The organism is Pseudoalteromonas sp. Bsw20308 (assembly GCF_000310105.2).
Taxonomy (GTDB): domain Bacteria; phylum Pseudomonadota; class Gammaproteobacteria; order Enterobacterales; family Alteromonadaceae; genus Pseudoalteromonas; species Pseudoalteromonas fuliginea.
In genome coordinates, this window is record NZ_CP013138.1 from 2,551,536 (window position 1) to 2,567,505 (window position 15,970).

The following is a 15,970-nucleotide window of genomic DNA, read 5'->3' on the forward strand; positions in this document are numbered from 1 at the left end:
CAAAAGCGAGGTAACATTATGAATGATAAACGATTGAGTGATGGCCCAGATTGGACCTTTGATTTATTAGATGAGTACCAAGGTGAAATTGCTCGTGTTGCAGCTCACTATAGGTTAGACACCTACCCTAATCAAATTGAAGTGATAACCGCAGAGCAAATGATGGATGCTTACTCAAGTGTTGGTATGCCTATTGGCTACAGTCATTGGTCGTTCGGTAAAAAGTTCATTCAAACAGAGCAAAATTATAAGCGCGGACAAATGGGTCTCGCTTACGAAATAGTGATAAATTCAGACCCTTGTATTGCGTACTTAATGGAAGAAAATACCCTACCTATGCAAGCACTTGTAATGGCGCATGCATGTTACGGACATAACTCATTTTTTAAAGGTAATTACTTATTTAAAGCCTGGACCGATGCTGGCTCAATTATTGATTACTTGGTATTTGCTAAAAACTACATAAGCCGCTGTGAAGAAAAATATGGTATTACTCAGGTAGAGAGCTTACTCGACTCTTGTCATGCGTTAATGAATTACGGGGTCGATCGCTATAAACGTCCACAGCAAATATCACTATTTGAAGAGCAAAAACGCCAACAAGAACGTGAAGAATACTTACAATCACAAGTAAACGAATTGTGGCGTACGATTCCCGAACAGCAACAGGAAACTAAAAAGAAAGAACGCCATTTTCCTACTGAGCCTCAAGAAAATATTTTATATTTTATTGAAAAAAATGCCCCATTACTGGACTCTTGGCAACGTGAAGTGATACGTATTGTCCGTAAAATTTCGCAATACTTTTACCCACAAAAGCAAACTCAAGTAATGAACGAAGGTTGGGCAACATTTTGGCACTACACCATCCTTAATCACTTATATGATGAAGGGAAGCTCACCGACTCATTCATGTTAGAGTTTTTACAAAGTCATACCAACGTAGTTTATCAGCCACCTTATAACAGTAAGTATTATTCAGGCATTAATCCATATGCTTTAGGCTTTAATATGATGGTTGATATTCGCAGAATATGTGAACATCCAACTGAAGAAGATAAAAAATGGTTTCCTGAGTATGCAGGCAGTAATTGGCTAGATACATTGCACTTTGCCATGGAAAACTTTAAAGATGAAAGCTTTATTAGCCAGTTTTTATCGCCGAAGTTAATTCGTGATTTCAAATTATTTACTATTATTGACCATACTAATAATCCCCATTTAGAGATTGGTGCGATACACGATGATAGCGGCTATAAAACAGTTAGAGAAGTGCTCTCCGCGCAATATAATTTAAGTAATCATGAACCTAACATTCAAGTATATGATGTTGATATTAGAGGTGATAGAGCACTTACACTTCGCTATGTACCTCATAATTGCATTCCATTGGCAAACTCACATGAAGAAGTGCTAAAACACCTTTACAGGCTATGGGGCTTTAAGGTAAAACTGGAAGAAGAGTCTAATTCTGGTGAGATTTCAACTATTGGTCAATGTCCAACAGATGACACTCGTCATACAACAGAGTGAATATAATGGATAAGAAAAAGCTTCTCGTACTGATCGACTCAGTAAATTGTGCAAAAACAGCATTAATACACGCAAAACAAAAAGCACTACAAGACAGTAAACATATTGATATTGTTGCATTTAGCTATGAAGACACTGGTAATATATTATTTTCATTATCACCAGAGCAAGTACTTGCCATTCAAGACAAACAACTTTCATTACTCAGAGCAACATTAGAACCTCTATTAAAAAAAGAGCTAACTGATTGTGAGTATACATTTCAAACGGTTTGGCATGAATCACCAGAGCAATGGTTAAATAACGAAATAAACGCAACTAATTATGATATGGCAATAAAAACTAGGCATATTGATGCTCAAACTCAATTTAGTGAACTTGACTGGCAGCTTATTCGATTTTCACCAATACCACTTTATTTGGCCGCAGATAATAAATGGAGAAATAACTGTAATGTGTTAGCTGCTCTTGATTTAGGCAGCGAAAAGGCATCTAAGCATCAGTTAAATAAAGCTATTATTAACTGTGGCCTAGATTATGCTAACTCAGAGGGCTGCGAATTTTATGCATGTTATACCGTGCACGTCTCACCTATTTTGAGAGACTTAGGTATTGTATTTTCAGATGAACAAGTACTCAATGCATTCGAAAAATTACCGGAACTACAACGTGATCTGATTAATGAATACAACTTGCGTGATAAATTACACATTAAAGCGGGCTTAGCGGAACAAGTCATACCAAGCTTGGCAGCAAAACTTGATGCTGAGTTAGTGATTATTGGCTCAGTAGGCAACGTGGGTATTAAGGGAAAGCTTATTGGCAACACAGCAGAAAAAATAATGCGCTTACTTAAAACTGATTTACTTATTTTACCCCCCCACTCAATCTAATACCAATTTTCTTAATTAAGTGCTTTATTTTGAGGTAATAAAATCGTATCAATAACAAGGCAAAAATTCGTTATTTAGTTGTTATCGCTAATTACTCTTACATTGCTCTACCTTCTGCATCCATGCAGTCGTATATCAGAAGTTTTTAACGCAGTTAACGTCAGATTTAATCACTCAAATTAATTAAATATTATTGCGCATTGGTATAAAGAGTGATTAATAAGAATGATGCTTAAGCGTCATTTTTTATATCATCAAAAACAGTGACTTTATTGCGTCCATTATTTTTAGAAAAGTAAAGAGCCCTGTCAGCGGCTTCAATCCAGCGTTCATGATCTTTAAATTCATTACTAAAGCACGCAACTCCGATACTTATTGTCATCTTGATTTCAACATTTTTATAAAAGGCAGGGCTTGATTCAATCAACACCCTTAAGCGCTCAGCAAATATTTCAGCCCCTTGCTTATCGGTATCAAGTAGAGTTAATACAAACTCTTCACCACCGTAACGTCCAGCAATATCTGTTTCACGTAATGTGGTACGTAATAACTTTGCAATATGGCGTAACGCCTCATCACCACAACTATGACCATGCTTATCATTCACCTTTTTAAAGTGATCAATATCAAACATTAACAGAGAGCTACACCCTGCATTACGTTTTGTTCGCAAATACTCTTGTTTAAGCATACTTTCCCAATAACCACGATTGTATAACGTCGTTAAGGCATCGGTTTGGCTTACTTGCTCAAGTCTTTTATTTAGCTCTTCTAACTCTTTTTTGTTAACTGCAATATCAGTTACATCATAAAGAATGATACAAATATGGCTAACTTCTGCTCGTATATTAGTAAGCGGTATAAATGTCGCATTTTGATACATATACTCAGCTTTGCCAGTAATTGGGCGATAGTTTTTAAAGCGAAATATATAGGGCTGTTGTTCCCAAATGGTAAACGAGCGGTTTTTTAGTACAAATACTGGCTCTGATTTACTTCTAAACCACTTTTCATCTATAGCAGGAAATAAATCAAATAAATCTTTATTTTTTACAGCACTTGGTAATAACCCCGAATGGTTTTCCATAAAACCATTCCACACACACACCTTATACTCCCTGTCGAGTACAACTAAACCTACATCAACGGTGTTAAACATATCCATTAACCAATGGATTTCATTCATATCTAAATCAGCAGCCATAACTTAGTCTTCTAATAGGTAAGCAACTTTGTATTTCAAAGTTTTAAGTGAATCTTCAGTAAATAACAGCATAAGGTCACAGTTAATATCGTGATTTTCAATACCATAGCTAATTTCTATAGCAAGCGTACGCTGCCAGCGCGACTTATTCGCTTTCACTAATTCAGATACATCTCTGTGCTGGCCAAGTACGATAGGATGACCTTGGCTAAACGACATATCGAGTTGTTTTGAAAGACCAGTCAAAATAGCCCCGATTAAAATATTACTTATATCCATAAGTAACTCAAGTTCCACTTTGTCATTAAGCTCACCATCGTAATTCATCAGTGAGGCTATCTCTTTAAAGCTAGAGTCATTAAGTAATAATAATGCTTCTCCAGATACACCTCCTCCAATAAATCCCTGACAAACTCCCGAAGTGGTTGCATTATTATCAATAGAGCGTAGCGCCATATCGAGTTCACTAACCTCTAAGATATTCACATTTGGGATTGGCAGCTCAACAAACACATTAAGTAATCGCGCAAGTAAATCACCGGCTTGACCCATAGCAACATTAGTTAGCTCTTGGTATATATCTCGCACATCTGGGTCTACTTGCTCACCTAGAGAATGAGAAAGACGTTCACGCATGGCTTTATCTTTAATGCCATGGTGTTCAATAATATCGGCTAATTTTTGAGGGGAACATGGCTTTTGGATGAAATCGATAGCCCCCAGTTCAAGCACTCTTTGATGAGCATTAGGCTGTATGTCACCTGAAACTACAACTGTAAGTATATTGAGCCCAAGCTCTTTCATGGCCATTAAAACTTCATAGCCATCCATTTCTGGCATGTTTAAATCAAGGAAAAGGATTTCAGGTTCAGTTGACTTTATTTGTTTGATGCAATCAACACCATCTATCGCAAATTCAACTTTAATATCCCAATCATCAGGTAGAGAACGGGCTAATTGACGCCTCGCTAATTTTGAATCATCACATATTAATACAGATGTTGACATACTATCTCTCTATTTTTAACCAGTTATACATACCAAAAGTGATACACGCATTTTTATTATAGAAGATATTTTTGTAACTGCATGTTAACCAAAGTATAGCCTATTTACAGTTTTTTTATATGACTGAATCATTACCAATTTTATAGAGACACAGATAATACCTTGGTTACTCCAACGCAGTATAATACACTGACGCCTATTGCGTTAATTTAAAAAGGAAACTCCTATGCTCCGCTCATTAACTTTTGCCTTAAGTATTTTTTGTTCTATGGCTTTCGCTTCTGATATCCCAGAAAACACTCTCGATATAGGTAAAGTCTCTGCACAGGGTAAGACGGTTACTTTACTCGGTAAAGGTGTATCAGTTGGTGATAACGCACCTAATTTTAAAGTTGTCGATGGAAACTTTACACCTGTCACACTGGATAATTATAAGGGCCGAGCTATTTTAATTAGTGTAGTACCAAGTTTAGACACAGGTATTTGTAGTCTACAAACAAAACACTTTAACGAAAAAGTTGCGACGCAATTTCCTGCAGTTGTCATGCTTACTATTAGTGCCGATTTGCCATTCGCTCAAAAAAGATTTTGCAAAGCTGAGAACATAGACAAAATAACTACATTATCTGATTCTGTTTGGCGCGATTTTGGCCAAAAATATGGGTTAATTATTAAAGATATGGGGTTACTAACTCGCTCAGTAATAATATTAGACGAAAACCACAGCATTATTTATAAACAACTCGTTAGTAGCCTTTCAACTGAACCAGAATACAACAGCGTAATTGAGAAGCTTAAAACGCTGTAAAGTTAATATACCCATTCGCTTAATTAAGTGATCTATTTTTAGATAAGAAAATCGTATCCATGACAAGGCAAAAAATTCGTTATTGAGTTGTTATCACTAATTGCTCCTGCATTGCTCTACTTTCGGCATCCATGCCGTCGTATATCAGAATTTTTAACGCTGTTAACGTCATATTTAATCTCTCAAATTGATTAAGTATTCTAGACTTAAAACAAAAAACCGCCAATTGGCGGTTTTTTAATAGGCTTTTAAATTTAACCTAAAAGCTCACCAAGTTGTGAACTTACAGCCTCAACAGCTTGCGTACCATCTAGTTTGTGGTATTGAGTGTTACCAGCCGCCGCTTCTGCTTGGTAGTAATCAACTAACGGCATAGTTTGCTCGTGGTAAATACCTAAACGTTTACGTACTGTTTCTTCAGTATCGTCTGCGCGAACAATTAAGTCATCCCCAGTTTCATTGTCTTTACCTTCCACTTTTGGTGGATTATAAACAACATGGTAAACACGACCAGAACCAGGATGAACACGACGTCCGCCCATACGTTCAACAATCACTTCGTCAGCCACGTCAAATTCAATAACGTGATCAACCACTACGCCATTTTCTTTCATTGCATCGGCTTGAGGAATTGTGCGCGGGAAGCCATCAAGTAAAAAGCCTTTCTCACAATCCGCTTTAGTAATACGCTCTTTTACTAAACCAATAATAATATCATCAGAAATTAGTTGACCAGCATCCATTACTTTTTTTGCTTCTAGACCTAGTGGTGTGCCTTCTTTAATTGCTGCACGTAACATATCGCCAGTAGAAATTTGTGGAATACCGTATTTGTCCATTAAAAACTGAGCTTGAGTACCTTTACCTGCACCCGGCGCGCCCAAAAGAATAATGCGCATATTATTGTCCCCTAGTATGGATATTTATTTTAAAGCCTGAATTCTTCCACAAGCGCCGCCGATACTCAAGCAACTTATACTAATTGATGAGTTGTTGATGTATTTACAGCGCATTAAAAAAGGGAACACAGGTTCCCTTTTATTTAAAGTACATAATTTATACTTTATTAACTGAGTAAATAGCTATTTGCTTATTTGCTTAGTTCAAGCATTAGTTTATTTAAGCGAGTAACAAACCCTGTTGGATCTTTAAGTGTACCGCGCTCTGCAAGTAATGCTTGGTCTAGTAAAACATGTGACCACTGTGCAAACTTATCTTCATCTTGTTCGTCATTTAAGTGCTTAACAAGTTGATGCTCTGGGTTTAGCTCAAACACAGGTTTTGCTTCTGGTGCTGCTTGGCCCACAGACTCCATTAGCTTTTGCATTTGTGAGCTCATGTCGTTGTCGTCGCTTACAACACATGCTGGAGAATCTGTTAAGCGGTGCGTAAAGCGCACTTCTTTAACGTCATCACCTAGTGCTGTTTTAATACGCTCAACAAGGCCAGCCATCTCTTTTTCAGACTCTTCTTGTGCTTTTTTAGTCTCTTCGTCGTCCAGCTTACCTAAATCTAAATCACCACGTGTGATTGACTGTAGTTGCTTATCAGCAAATTCAGTTAAGTGGCTCATCATCCACTCGTCAACACGGTCACTTAGTAGTAATACTTCAATGCCTTTTTTGCGGAAAATCTCTAAATGCGGAGAATTTTTCGCAGAAGTAAATGTATCAGCAACAACGTAGTAAATTTTGTCTTGGCCTTCGTTCATGCGCTCAACATATTGCTCAAGCGACACATCTTGTGTTTCTGAATCAGTATGAGTAGACGAAAAACGTAGTAGCTTACATACGGCTTCTTTATTTGCCGCATCTTCAGCTGGGCCTTCTTTCATTACTTGGCCAAACTCATTCCAAAATACTTGGTAATCGTCAGCTTTGTTTTTAGCCATACGCTCAAGCATTTTAATAATGCGCGATGTACACCCTTTACGAATAGCTTGCGTTACTTTGTTATCTTGTAGAATTTCACGAGATACGTTTAGCGGTAAATCGTTTGAATCTAGTAAACCTTTTACAAAGCGTAGGTAGCTTGGCATAAACTGCTCAGCATCATCCATTACAAATACACGTTGTACATAAAGTTTTAAACCACTTTGACGTTCACGGTTCCATAAATCGAAAGGTGCTTTTTTAGGGATGTATAAAAGGCTGGTGTATTCAGTTTTACCTTCAACTTTATTGTGCGCCCAGCTAAGTGGATCTTCCCAGTCGTGGCTTACGTGCTTGTAAAATTCTTTGTATTCTTCATCAGAAAGCTCTGACTTATCACGTGTCCACAATGCAGTTGCGCGGTTAATGCTTTCCCATTCACCTGGTACTGCTGGAATTTTTTCGCCGTCTTCGCCTTCAGACTCTGGTACTTCTGCTTTAAACATTTGTACCGGCGTTGAAATATGGTCTGAGTATTTAGTTACGATGCCACGTAGGCGGTAATCGTCAGCAAATTCTTTTTCTTCATCACGAAGATGTAAAATAATATCGGTACCACGGCCTTCTTTTTCAATTTCTTGAAGTGTGTATTCGCCTTCACCTTGAGATTCCCACTCGTAAGCTGTTGTTTCACCCGCTTTACGTGTACGAACAGTTACTAAATCGGCAACAATAAATGCTGAGTAAAAACCAACACCAAATTGACCAATTAATTGTGAATCTTTACTTTGATCCCCTGTTAAGTTTTTGAAAAACTCAGCAGTGCCTGACTTTGCAATAGTCCCTAATGAGCTAATGATTTCATCGCGCGTCATACCAATACCATTATCTGAAATGGTAATTGTATTTGCTTCTTTATCTGCGCTAATACGCACACGTAAATCAGCGTCGCCTTGGTATAGATCGCCTTGAGATAGTGCCAAAAAGCGTAACTTGTCTGCCGCATCTGATGCGTTTGACACAAGTTCACGTAAAAATATTTCTTTATTAGAATAAAGAGAATGAATCATTAAGTTTAATAATTGTTTTACTTCTGTTTGAAAGCCTAATGTTTCTTTTTGAGCTGCAGTCATTTATATATCTCCAATTTGCAAAGTGTCTGCGTTATGCACTTAATATGGGGTGAGGTGTTAGAACTTCAAGGGAAAAATTTAAAAAAGGTGAAATGAAAACAAAGAACAGTAAAATTATTTAAAACGAGTGCGGGCAATTAATATGAATTTTCTCGCCGCTGACGGGGTGCTCAAAATATAAATCGCTTGCATGTAATTGTAAGCGCCCAGCCATATTTTCACTTTGCGCACTTTTATATAAATCGCAACCTAAAATAGGGTGGCCTATAAACTGGCTGTGTATTCTCAATTGATGAGTACGCCCAGTAACGGGCGTAAATTGCACTAAGGTTCTGTATGGTTGTTTTAGCCGTTCCAGTACTTTATATTCACTGACTGCGGTTTTGCCAGTCGATTGGCAAATTTTAACTCGCGGAAAAAGCAGTTTATCTTTTGCTATTGGCGCAGTAATTGACCCCTCATCAACAGCTAAGCACCCTTCTAACATGGCTACATAACGCTTTTGAATAGTGCGCGCCTGAAACTGTTTATTAAGATGCTTTGACGCAATCGCGTTTAATCCAACAATCATAATGCCCGATGTACCCAAATCTAACCGATGCGGTAACTTAGCCTCAGCAAAAGCGGCTGTTAACCCTTTTTGACCATGTACTAAACGGTAATGCACTGAATCCCAGTTAAGCGTATTTTTGCCCGACAAACTCAATAACCCACTGGGTTTATTGATCAATAAAATATCGTCATCTTGATATAATATTTCAATAAACCCGTCGCACTTAGGCGCTACAAAATCATCAACTATAATGGGTTGTTCTGAAGGTGTTTGCGATGTTGAGTTAGCCATTAAGTTAATCATTAAATTAGTCACTATCTTTTGAATGAAGCGCTTTTAAAGCCAATACTTTTTCACGTAAATCATCTGCTACTACTTTATCAGCAGCAATCGGGGCACCGACTGCAACCGACACCAAAGACCATTTTAATCGTGGTAGTTGCCACTTAGCTTTTCGGCTAAACATACTTCCCCACAAGCCCCCTAAATGCACAGGAATAACGGGCACAGGTGAGCGCTCAATAATACGCTCTATTCCTCGGCGAAAAATATCGATAGAGCCATCACTGGTTAGTTTTCCTTCGGGGAAAATACCAACAAGCTCGCCTTTTTCAAGCGCAGCAGCCACTTCATCAAACGCTTTTTTAAACGCTTCAGGATTGGTTTTTTCACTATCAATGGGAATAGCTTTAGCCATTTTAAATAACCAATGCAGAGCTGGCGAATAATAAATAGGGGCAAATACCATAAATCGAATAGGCCTTGGTGAGGCGGCTAAAATAAACATCCAATCAACAAAACTCACGTGGTTGCACACAATAACAGCAGCGCCTTCATCAGGTATATTACTTTCACCTTTTGTACGCACTCTGTACATACAAATGGCCAAAATATAAATAACAAAGCGTAAAAAGAATTCAGGTACTTTAGTATAAATATAAGCAGAAATAAGTAAATTTAGCCCCGCAAGTAGCAATAATAGCTCTGAAATACTCCACTGAAAAATAGACAACGTGACAATACTTAAAACAGCACTACCGACCATAAACAAGGCATTTAATACATTGTTAGCCGCTATTACTCGTGATCGACTCGCTTCTTCAGTCCGTTGTTGAATAAGCGCATATAGCGGTACAGTGTAAAAACCGGCGCCAATGCCTATGCCTGCCATCCATATGAAATGCCACATCATATCGCCTGTTTTCAATACCTGTTCGAGTGTTAATAATTCAGTGTTTTGAGGTTTATAGGTACTAATAGCGGGCTCTTGGCTCAGTAAATATAAAAACAAGGTAATTAAAATAGCGCCAAAGGGCACAATGCCTAGCTCAATACGAAAGCGAGATAACTTTTCACACAGTAATGAACCAATAGCAATACTCAATGAAAACACAACCAGTGCACTGGTTACCACCAATTCATCGCCGCCCATTACATGTTTTACATAATTTGGTAGGGACGTTAAAACGATGGCGCCAATTAACCAAAACCAGCTGATCCCGAGCACTGACTTACCAACCGATTCTGTTTGCGAATTAAGTGCTGTAAATACGTTTTTTGTGGATGAAAATATATTATAGGTAAATTTTAAGTTTGGCTCGTTCGCCTCACTAACGGGTATAAAGCGACTGCTTACGTAACCCATAACAGCCAGTACTAATACTGCTATACTTATAAGCGTAGGACCTACCGATTGAGTAATATAGTAAGTGCCAAAAATTGTACCAATCAGTATTGCTACAAACGTGCCCGATTCAACCAAGGCATTCGCTTTTGTTAATTCGCTAGGTGCTACGTGCTGGGGTAAAATAGAGTATTTTAATGGCCCAAAAAACGTACTTTGTACGCCCATTAAAAATACTGTAGCTAACATTAAGCACACATACTGCGTTAAAATAGAGACTGCCCCTACAACCATAATAGGGATTTCACATAGTTTTACGATTCTAATCAATTTTGATTTTTCTGTTTTCTCTGCAAGCTGCCCCGCCATCCCTGAAAATAAAAAGAACGGAAGAATAAATAATCCCGCAGCAATATTAGAATAAAGTGCGCCATCTGCAAGCGTTGCAGCCTGAAATATCAATAGAATAAGCACTGATTGCTTATACACGTTATCGTTTATTGCTGAGAAAAACTGCGTAATAAAAAGCGGTAAAAAACGCTTACTACCCAGTAATGTACCTTGGTAGGGTTGATTATCTTTCATTGTATTCCTTACTAATTAGAGACATAGCCCCAAAATATATTATACCAATTCGTTTAATTAAATGATCTATTTTTAGGGCTGAAAAACGTGTTGATAGCTAGGCAAAAATTCGCTATTTAGTTGCTCTAACTGAGAAATTTTTAACGCAGGTAGCGACACGTTTAGCCCCGCAAAATGATTAAGTATTATTGCGGATTGGTATTAGACTGCTTCTAAGCTTACCTTAAAAACAAAAAGCCTACATAAGTTAATCATGTAGGCTTTTACAATATGTTTTCAAATAGTGACTTTAAGTTAGTCTTGAGTAACAGCGCGTCTGCCACTAAAGGCATGCATCAGCGTTCTACCATCAACCAAATCAAGCTCGCCCCCCACAGGAATACCGTGAGCAATACGCGAGGCATCTACTTTATATTTATGACAAAGCTGCGCAATATAATGAGCAGTAGTTTCACCTTCAACGGTAGGGTTAGTCGCTAAAATAACCTCATTAATACCGCCTTGAGCAAGTTTTTGCTCTAAAACGTCTAAGCCAATTTCTTTAGGGCCGATACCGTCAATTGGCGATAAATGACCCATTAAAACAAAATATAGCCCTAAATACTGGCCTGTTTGCTCTATAGCGAGTACATCAGTAGGCGATTCAACAACACATAATATGCCGCTGTCTTGGCGCTTTGTACTTAAACAAATATCACATTGCGTTTGTTCGCAAAAGGTGCGACAAGATTGGCAATGCCCTATGGCGGTCATTGCTTTAGTCAATGCATTGCCCAGCTGAGTGCCTCCCTTTCGGTCGCGCTCTAATAAATGAAAGGCAATACGTTGCGCTGACTTTGGACCAATGCCCGGTTGACAGCGCAGTGCTTCTATAAGCTGATTTAAACTATCTGAAAGTTGCATTATTTACTTAAAACGGCATTTTCATACCTGGTGGTAATTGCATACCGCCAGTTACTTTACCCATGCGCTCTTGTGTTTCTTCTGCAACACGGCGTACAGCATCGTTACATGCTGCTGCAAGTAAGTCTTCAATCATGTCTTTGTCGTCTTCCATCAAGCTCTCATCAAGCTGAACACGACGTACATTGTGGTTACCAAGCATAGTTACTTTAACTAAACCTGCACCGGCTTCACCAACAACTTCAAGAGTTGCGATTTCGTCTTGGGCTTTTTGCATGCGATCTTGCATTTGCTGCGCTTGCTTCATCATGTTGCCCATTCCACCTTTAAACATAACTTTCTCTCTTTCTTTTAATACATTAATTAACATGAACATAAGGGCGATTGTAAGTAATTACAATGCCTGAATACTGTTTTCGTCAATTTCGGCGCTAAATACTTGCTGAAATTGTACTATGTTTTCATCCGATGTGATCACATCGATTGCTTGTTGATGACGACCTGCATCAATTTTTTGCTGAATAAGATAAGGAGAATCAATAACTCCCTTAGCAAAATTAATACTTAACGACACGTTATGCTCATAAATACTCGACAATGCGGCATCTAACCTCTGGCGAAGCATCGGTGTATCTAAATGCTTTTGAGATTCATCAACATCTATATGTAAACTGTTGCCTTGCTTGGTAAATATTGAATGCAACGCAAATTGGCGCATACGACCGCCCAGTCCCATACGTTTAATTAAATAAGCCCACTCATCTTGTTGGTGTGCAAACCTAATTTCACTAATTGGACTTTGAAAATCATCAGGCACGGGAATGCTAATTTCCTCGGGCGCTGCTTCAGGTACTTTTTGAGGGTTTATTTGCTCAAGCAGCTCTGGCGCTAGATTTTCAGTAATTGTTTGGTGCTTTGCTTTAAAATCTATTTTTTCAGGTTTGTCAAAACCTTGATTATTAGCCGGTGTTTGGCTCCCCGTTACTGGGAGCGGTGGCTTTTTTTCACTTTCACCTACTGTATCAGTAGCCCAAGGCGGGTTGTCTGACTGTGTAGGTACTGACTTATGGTTTTGTGATACAGCGCTATTTGGCCGCTCAGCTGACTGAGCCACTGTATTTTCATTTTTTGGCACTTCACCGATATTATGAGTACGGTTAGTAACAGTACTGTTAGATACGTTTGATGAACTAGCCTTTGCCGTATTTAAGTTTGTCCCAGAAAGCTTTCCTGAGCCTGATATATTACGATCACGCAATATTCGCGCAATAGCCGATTGCGCTTTTGCCTCGCGTTCAACTATCGAAGCATTTTCATCGTGTTGTTGCTGGTTTTGCAAATCTGATTGCGGGTCAAAACTATTTTTTTCAATACTTGTTGAGTGTTCCGGCAAATGATTTTGCTGATTAGCACTTATATCTTTTTGTGGATTAAACCCCTGATCAACAGCGCTACTCATCACATCATCAAACTGCGCGGCCAATGTTTGCTCTACATCACTGTGTTGCATGTAAGCTTCATCTTCACTTTGACGCTGTGTTTGAGCATCCGAAACAACATTGGTTTGCGGTGGCTCATTAGCTGAATCCTGTTGCTTTGAAGCGTTTTCACTTTGTTGAACTGGTTGAACTGGTTGAACTACTGCAACTTGGGCTGGCTCATTATTACTTTGCACGACGTCATTATTTGATGTCTGAGCGGCAGCATTAGGTAAAGGCTCTATCTCAACGGCTCTAGGCTGTTCTGTATTGCTAACTGGCTTAGTATTATTTACTGGAGCACTGCTTTGGCTAGCTACGGTGTCTTGCGATGTTTTGTTTTTATTTAATATATCTCGCAGTGCATTTGCTCGGCCTTGTTTATTTTGGACGGGCTCTTCGTTGGCTGTGTGTACAACTTGTTGGGCATCTGTAGGCTTAAATGCTAATAATCTTAGCATAAGCATTTCAAAACCTAATCGAGGCTCTGGTGCCCATTGTAAATCTTTTTTACCGTTTAAAAGTAACTGGTAATAAATTTGTATTTGTTGCGGACTCGTATGCTGTGCAACGTGCGTTATGTAATCAGCGTTCGTTTCATCAAGCCCTGCTGCCTGTGGTACTAATTGAGTCAGTTGAGTTAAATGTGTTAACGCAATTAAATCATCAAGTAAGGCAATATAGTTTGGGTTTCTGCTCGCAACGTGTGCTATTTCGCTCATTAAAGCTGTGCCATCTTGGGCAAGTAGTGCAGCTAATAGGCTTTGGCTATAATGTGTATCCATCAAACCAAGCATTGTTTGTACTGCTTGATTATTAATATCACCATTTGTTTGTGCTATAGCTTGATCGGTTAAGCTCAGTGCGTCACGCATACTGCCGTCAGCGGCTTTTGCAATAATACTAAGTGCATCATTGTCATAGCTGAGCTGTTCTTGAGTAAGTACGTGCTCAAGCTGTGCTTTAATTTCACTTTGCGACAAGGCATTTAAGTTAAATTGTAGACAGCGAGATAAAATAGTAACTGGTAATTTTTGAGGATCGGTGGTCGCCAATAAAAATTTCACATGCTCTGGTGGCTCTTCAAGCGTTTTTAAAAGTGCATTAAAACTGTGCTTTGAGAGCATGTGAACTTCATCGATTAGATATACTTTATAACGTCCACGCGTTGGCGCATATTGAACGTTATCGAGTATTTCGCGGGTGTCCTCTACTTTAGTTCGAGAAGCCGCATCTATTTCGAGTAAGTCAATATAGCGTCCTGCTTCTATATCTAAACAGCTGCTACATTGACCACACGGATTTGCAGATATACCTTCGTCGCAATTTAAGCTTTTAGCAAAAATACGCGCAATGGTCGTTTTACCCACACCGCGGGTTCCAGTGAATAAATAAGCGTGATGCAGTCTATTTTGTGTAAGCGCATTTACAAGCGCTTGCTTAACATGAGACTGCCCAACCAATTCATGAAAGGTTTGAGGACGCCATTTTCTCGCTAGAACCTGATAACTCATCGATTACTCGCCTTCGAATTCAACCAATTTTAGGATTTTAATACCCATTTTCTTGATGCGCTGCTCGCCACCTAGTTCTGGTAATGACACAACAAATGCTGCATCTGTAGCTTCGCCACCTAGTTTATGAACTAATTTAGCAGTGGCTTCAATTGTACCGCCAGTAGCTAATAAATCATCCACTAACAATACTTTATCGCCAGGTACAATTGCATCTACATGCAGCTCTAATGTATCTTCACCGTATTCTAGCAAGTAATCTTGACGAATAACTTCGCGCGGCAACTTACCTGGTTTACGTACTGGAATAAAGGGAATGCCTAACGCGTAAGATAACGGCGCACCAAAAATAAAGCCACGCGATTCTGTGCCAATTATTTTAGTAAAACCTTGATCTTTATATTCAGCGATAAAAGCGTCAATTGTGGCTTTAAAGGCTTCTGGATTTGCCATTAAAGTAGTTACATCGCGAAACATAATGCCCGCTTTTGGATAATCAGCAATTGTAGTGATGCTGTTTTTGATAATTGCTGGTGTTACTTGAGTCATAATTTTAACTGCTCAATTATTTATATTACAAAGCAGGTGATTATAACCTTAACTGACCTTTAAATGCGAGTTTGACGTTATTATAGTTTAAGCGGGGTAATTAAAAATAAAGAGGTTCAAGGCTGAAGTAAACAACAGCCTTAATAAACGCTATGCATTTTAGGTTAAGCTAGTGATCCAACCTAAAATTGCATTTAAACAACCAATTCCTGCAAATATAGCTAAAAATGCAAGAAAGTAAGTAGCGTTGAACGGATCTTTAAAGTCTTTATCATCTGACATTGGTACAACCTTTTATTAAGCACGGCAAATAA

At 38.6% G+C, this 15,970-nt stretch carries 14 protein-coding genes; 3 read left to right on the forward strand and 11 right to left on the reverse strand.

The window, feature by feature from the left end; translation table 11 throughout:
* Positions 1–18: 18 nt before the first annotated feature.
* Both D172_RS11005 and D172_RS11010 read left to right on the forward strand, forming a co-directional pair.
* Entirely contained in the window at positions 19–1,533 is a 1,515-nt protein-coding gene (locus D172_RS11005; protein ID WP_007375850.1) for a SpoVR family protein, read from the forward strand.
* A gap of 5 nt (positions 1,534–1,538) precedes the next feature.
* Positions 1,539–2,426 carry a universal stress protein gene (locus D172_RS11010; protein ID WP_007375851.1) on the forward strand — a complete coding sequence of 296 codons (888 nt, stop codon included), beginning with the start codon at positions 1,539–1,541 and terminating at the stop codon, positions 2,424–2,426.
* 232 nt (positions 2,427–2,658) lie between these two features.
* Here the strand turns inward: D172_RS11010 and D172_RS11015 are convergent, their stop codons facing one another.
* Entirely contained in the window at positions 2,659–3,630 is a 972-nt protein-coding gene (locus D172_RS11015) for a sensor domain-containing diguanylate cyclase (RefSeq protein ID WP_007375852.1), read from the reverse strand.
* A 3-nt stretch (positions 3,631–3,633) separates the two neighbouring features.
* The gene (locus D172_RS11020; protein WP_007375853.1) at positions 3,634–4,638 is read right to left on the reverse strand and encodes a response regulator; all 1,005 of its coding nucleotides are present in this window, start codon (positions 4,636–4,638) and stop codon (positions 3,634–3,636) included.
* Positions 4,639–4,864: 226 nt separating this feature from the next.
* Here D172_RS11020 and tpx point away from each other — a divergent pair, with 226 nt between their 5' ends.
* Positions 4,865–5,446, forward strand: coding sequence for a thiol peroxidase (gene tpx, locus D172_RS11025; RefSeq protein ID WP_007375854.1), 582 nt, complete (start codon positions 4,865–4,867; stop codon positions 5,444–5,446).
* Positions 5,447–5,700: 254 nt separating this feature from the next.
* Here tpx and adk read toward each other — a convergent pair whose 3' ends face one another.
* From adk to D172_RS21860, 9 genes are all read right to left on the reverse strand, one after another.
* Complete coding sequence (adk, locus tag D172_RS11030) at positions 5,701–6,345, reverse strand: adenylate kinase (RefSeq protein WP_007375855.1); 645 nt, start codon at positions 6,343–6,345, stop codon at positions 5,701–5,703.
* Between the two features lie 191 nt (positions 6,346–6,536).
* The gene (gene htpG, locus D172_RS11035; RefSeq protein ID WP_007375856.1) at positions 6,537–8,450 is read right to left on the reverse strand and encodes a molecular chaperone HtpG; all 1,914 of its coding nucleotides are present in this window, start codon (positions 8,448–8,450) and stop codon (positions 6,537–6,539) included.
* Between the two features lie 118 nt (positions 8,451–8,568).
* Positions 8,569–9,306 carry an RluA family pseudouridine synthase gene (locus tag D172_RS11040; RefSeq protein ID WP_007375857.1) on the reverse strand — a complete coding sequence of 246 codons (738 nt, stop codon included), beginning with the start codon at positions 9,304–9,306 and terminating at the stop codon, positions 8,569–8,571.
* A 4-nt stretch (positions 9,307–9,310) separates the two neighbouring features.
* Positions 9,311–11,212: an MFS transporter gene (locus D172_RS11045; protein WP_007375858.1), complete on the reverse strand. Its 1,902-nt coding sequence runs from the start codon at positions 11,210–11,212 to the stop codon at positions 9,311–9,313.
* A 294-nt stretch (positions 11,213–11,506) separates the two neighbouring features.
* Positions 11,507–12,115, reverse strand: a complete 609-nt coding sequence (recR, locus tag D172_RS11050) for a recombination mediator RecR (RefSeq protein ID WP_007375859.1) — start codon at positions 12,113–12,115, stop codon at positions 11,507–11,509.
* A 7-nt stretch (positions 12,116–12,122) separates the two neighbouring features.
* Positions 12,123–12,449 (reverse strand): YbaB/EbfC family nucleoid-associated protein, encoded by a 327-nt coding sequence (locus D172_RS11055; RefSeq protein WP_002962306.1) that lies wholly within the window; start codon positions 12,447–12,449, stop codon positions 12,123–12,125.
* Positions 12,450–12,509: 60 nt separating this feature from the next.
* Positions 12,510–15,107 carry a DNA polymerase III subunit gamma/tau gene (dnaX, locus tag D172_RS11060; RefSeq protein WP_007375860.1) on the reverse strand — a complete coding sequence of 866 codons (2,598 nt, stop codon included), beginning with the start codon at positions 15,105–15,107 and terminating at the stop codon, positions 12,510–12,512.
* 3 nt (positions 15,108–15,110) lie between these two features.
* Entirely contained in the window at positions 15,111–15,656 is a 546-nt protein-coding gene (apt, locus tag D172_RS11065) for an adenine phosphoribosyltransferase (protein WP_007375861.1), read from the reverse strand.
* 159 nt (positions 15,657–15,815) lie between these two features.
* A complete protein-coding gene (locus D172_RS21860; RefSeq protein ID WP_007375862.1) occupies positions 15,816–15,938 on the reverse strand; it encodes a hypothetical protein in 123 nt (40 codons plus the stop codon).
* Positions 15,939–15,970: the final 32 nt, after the last annotated feature.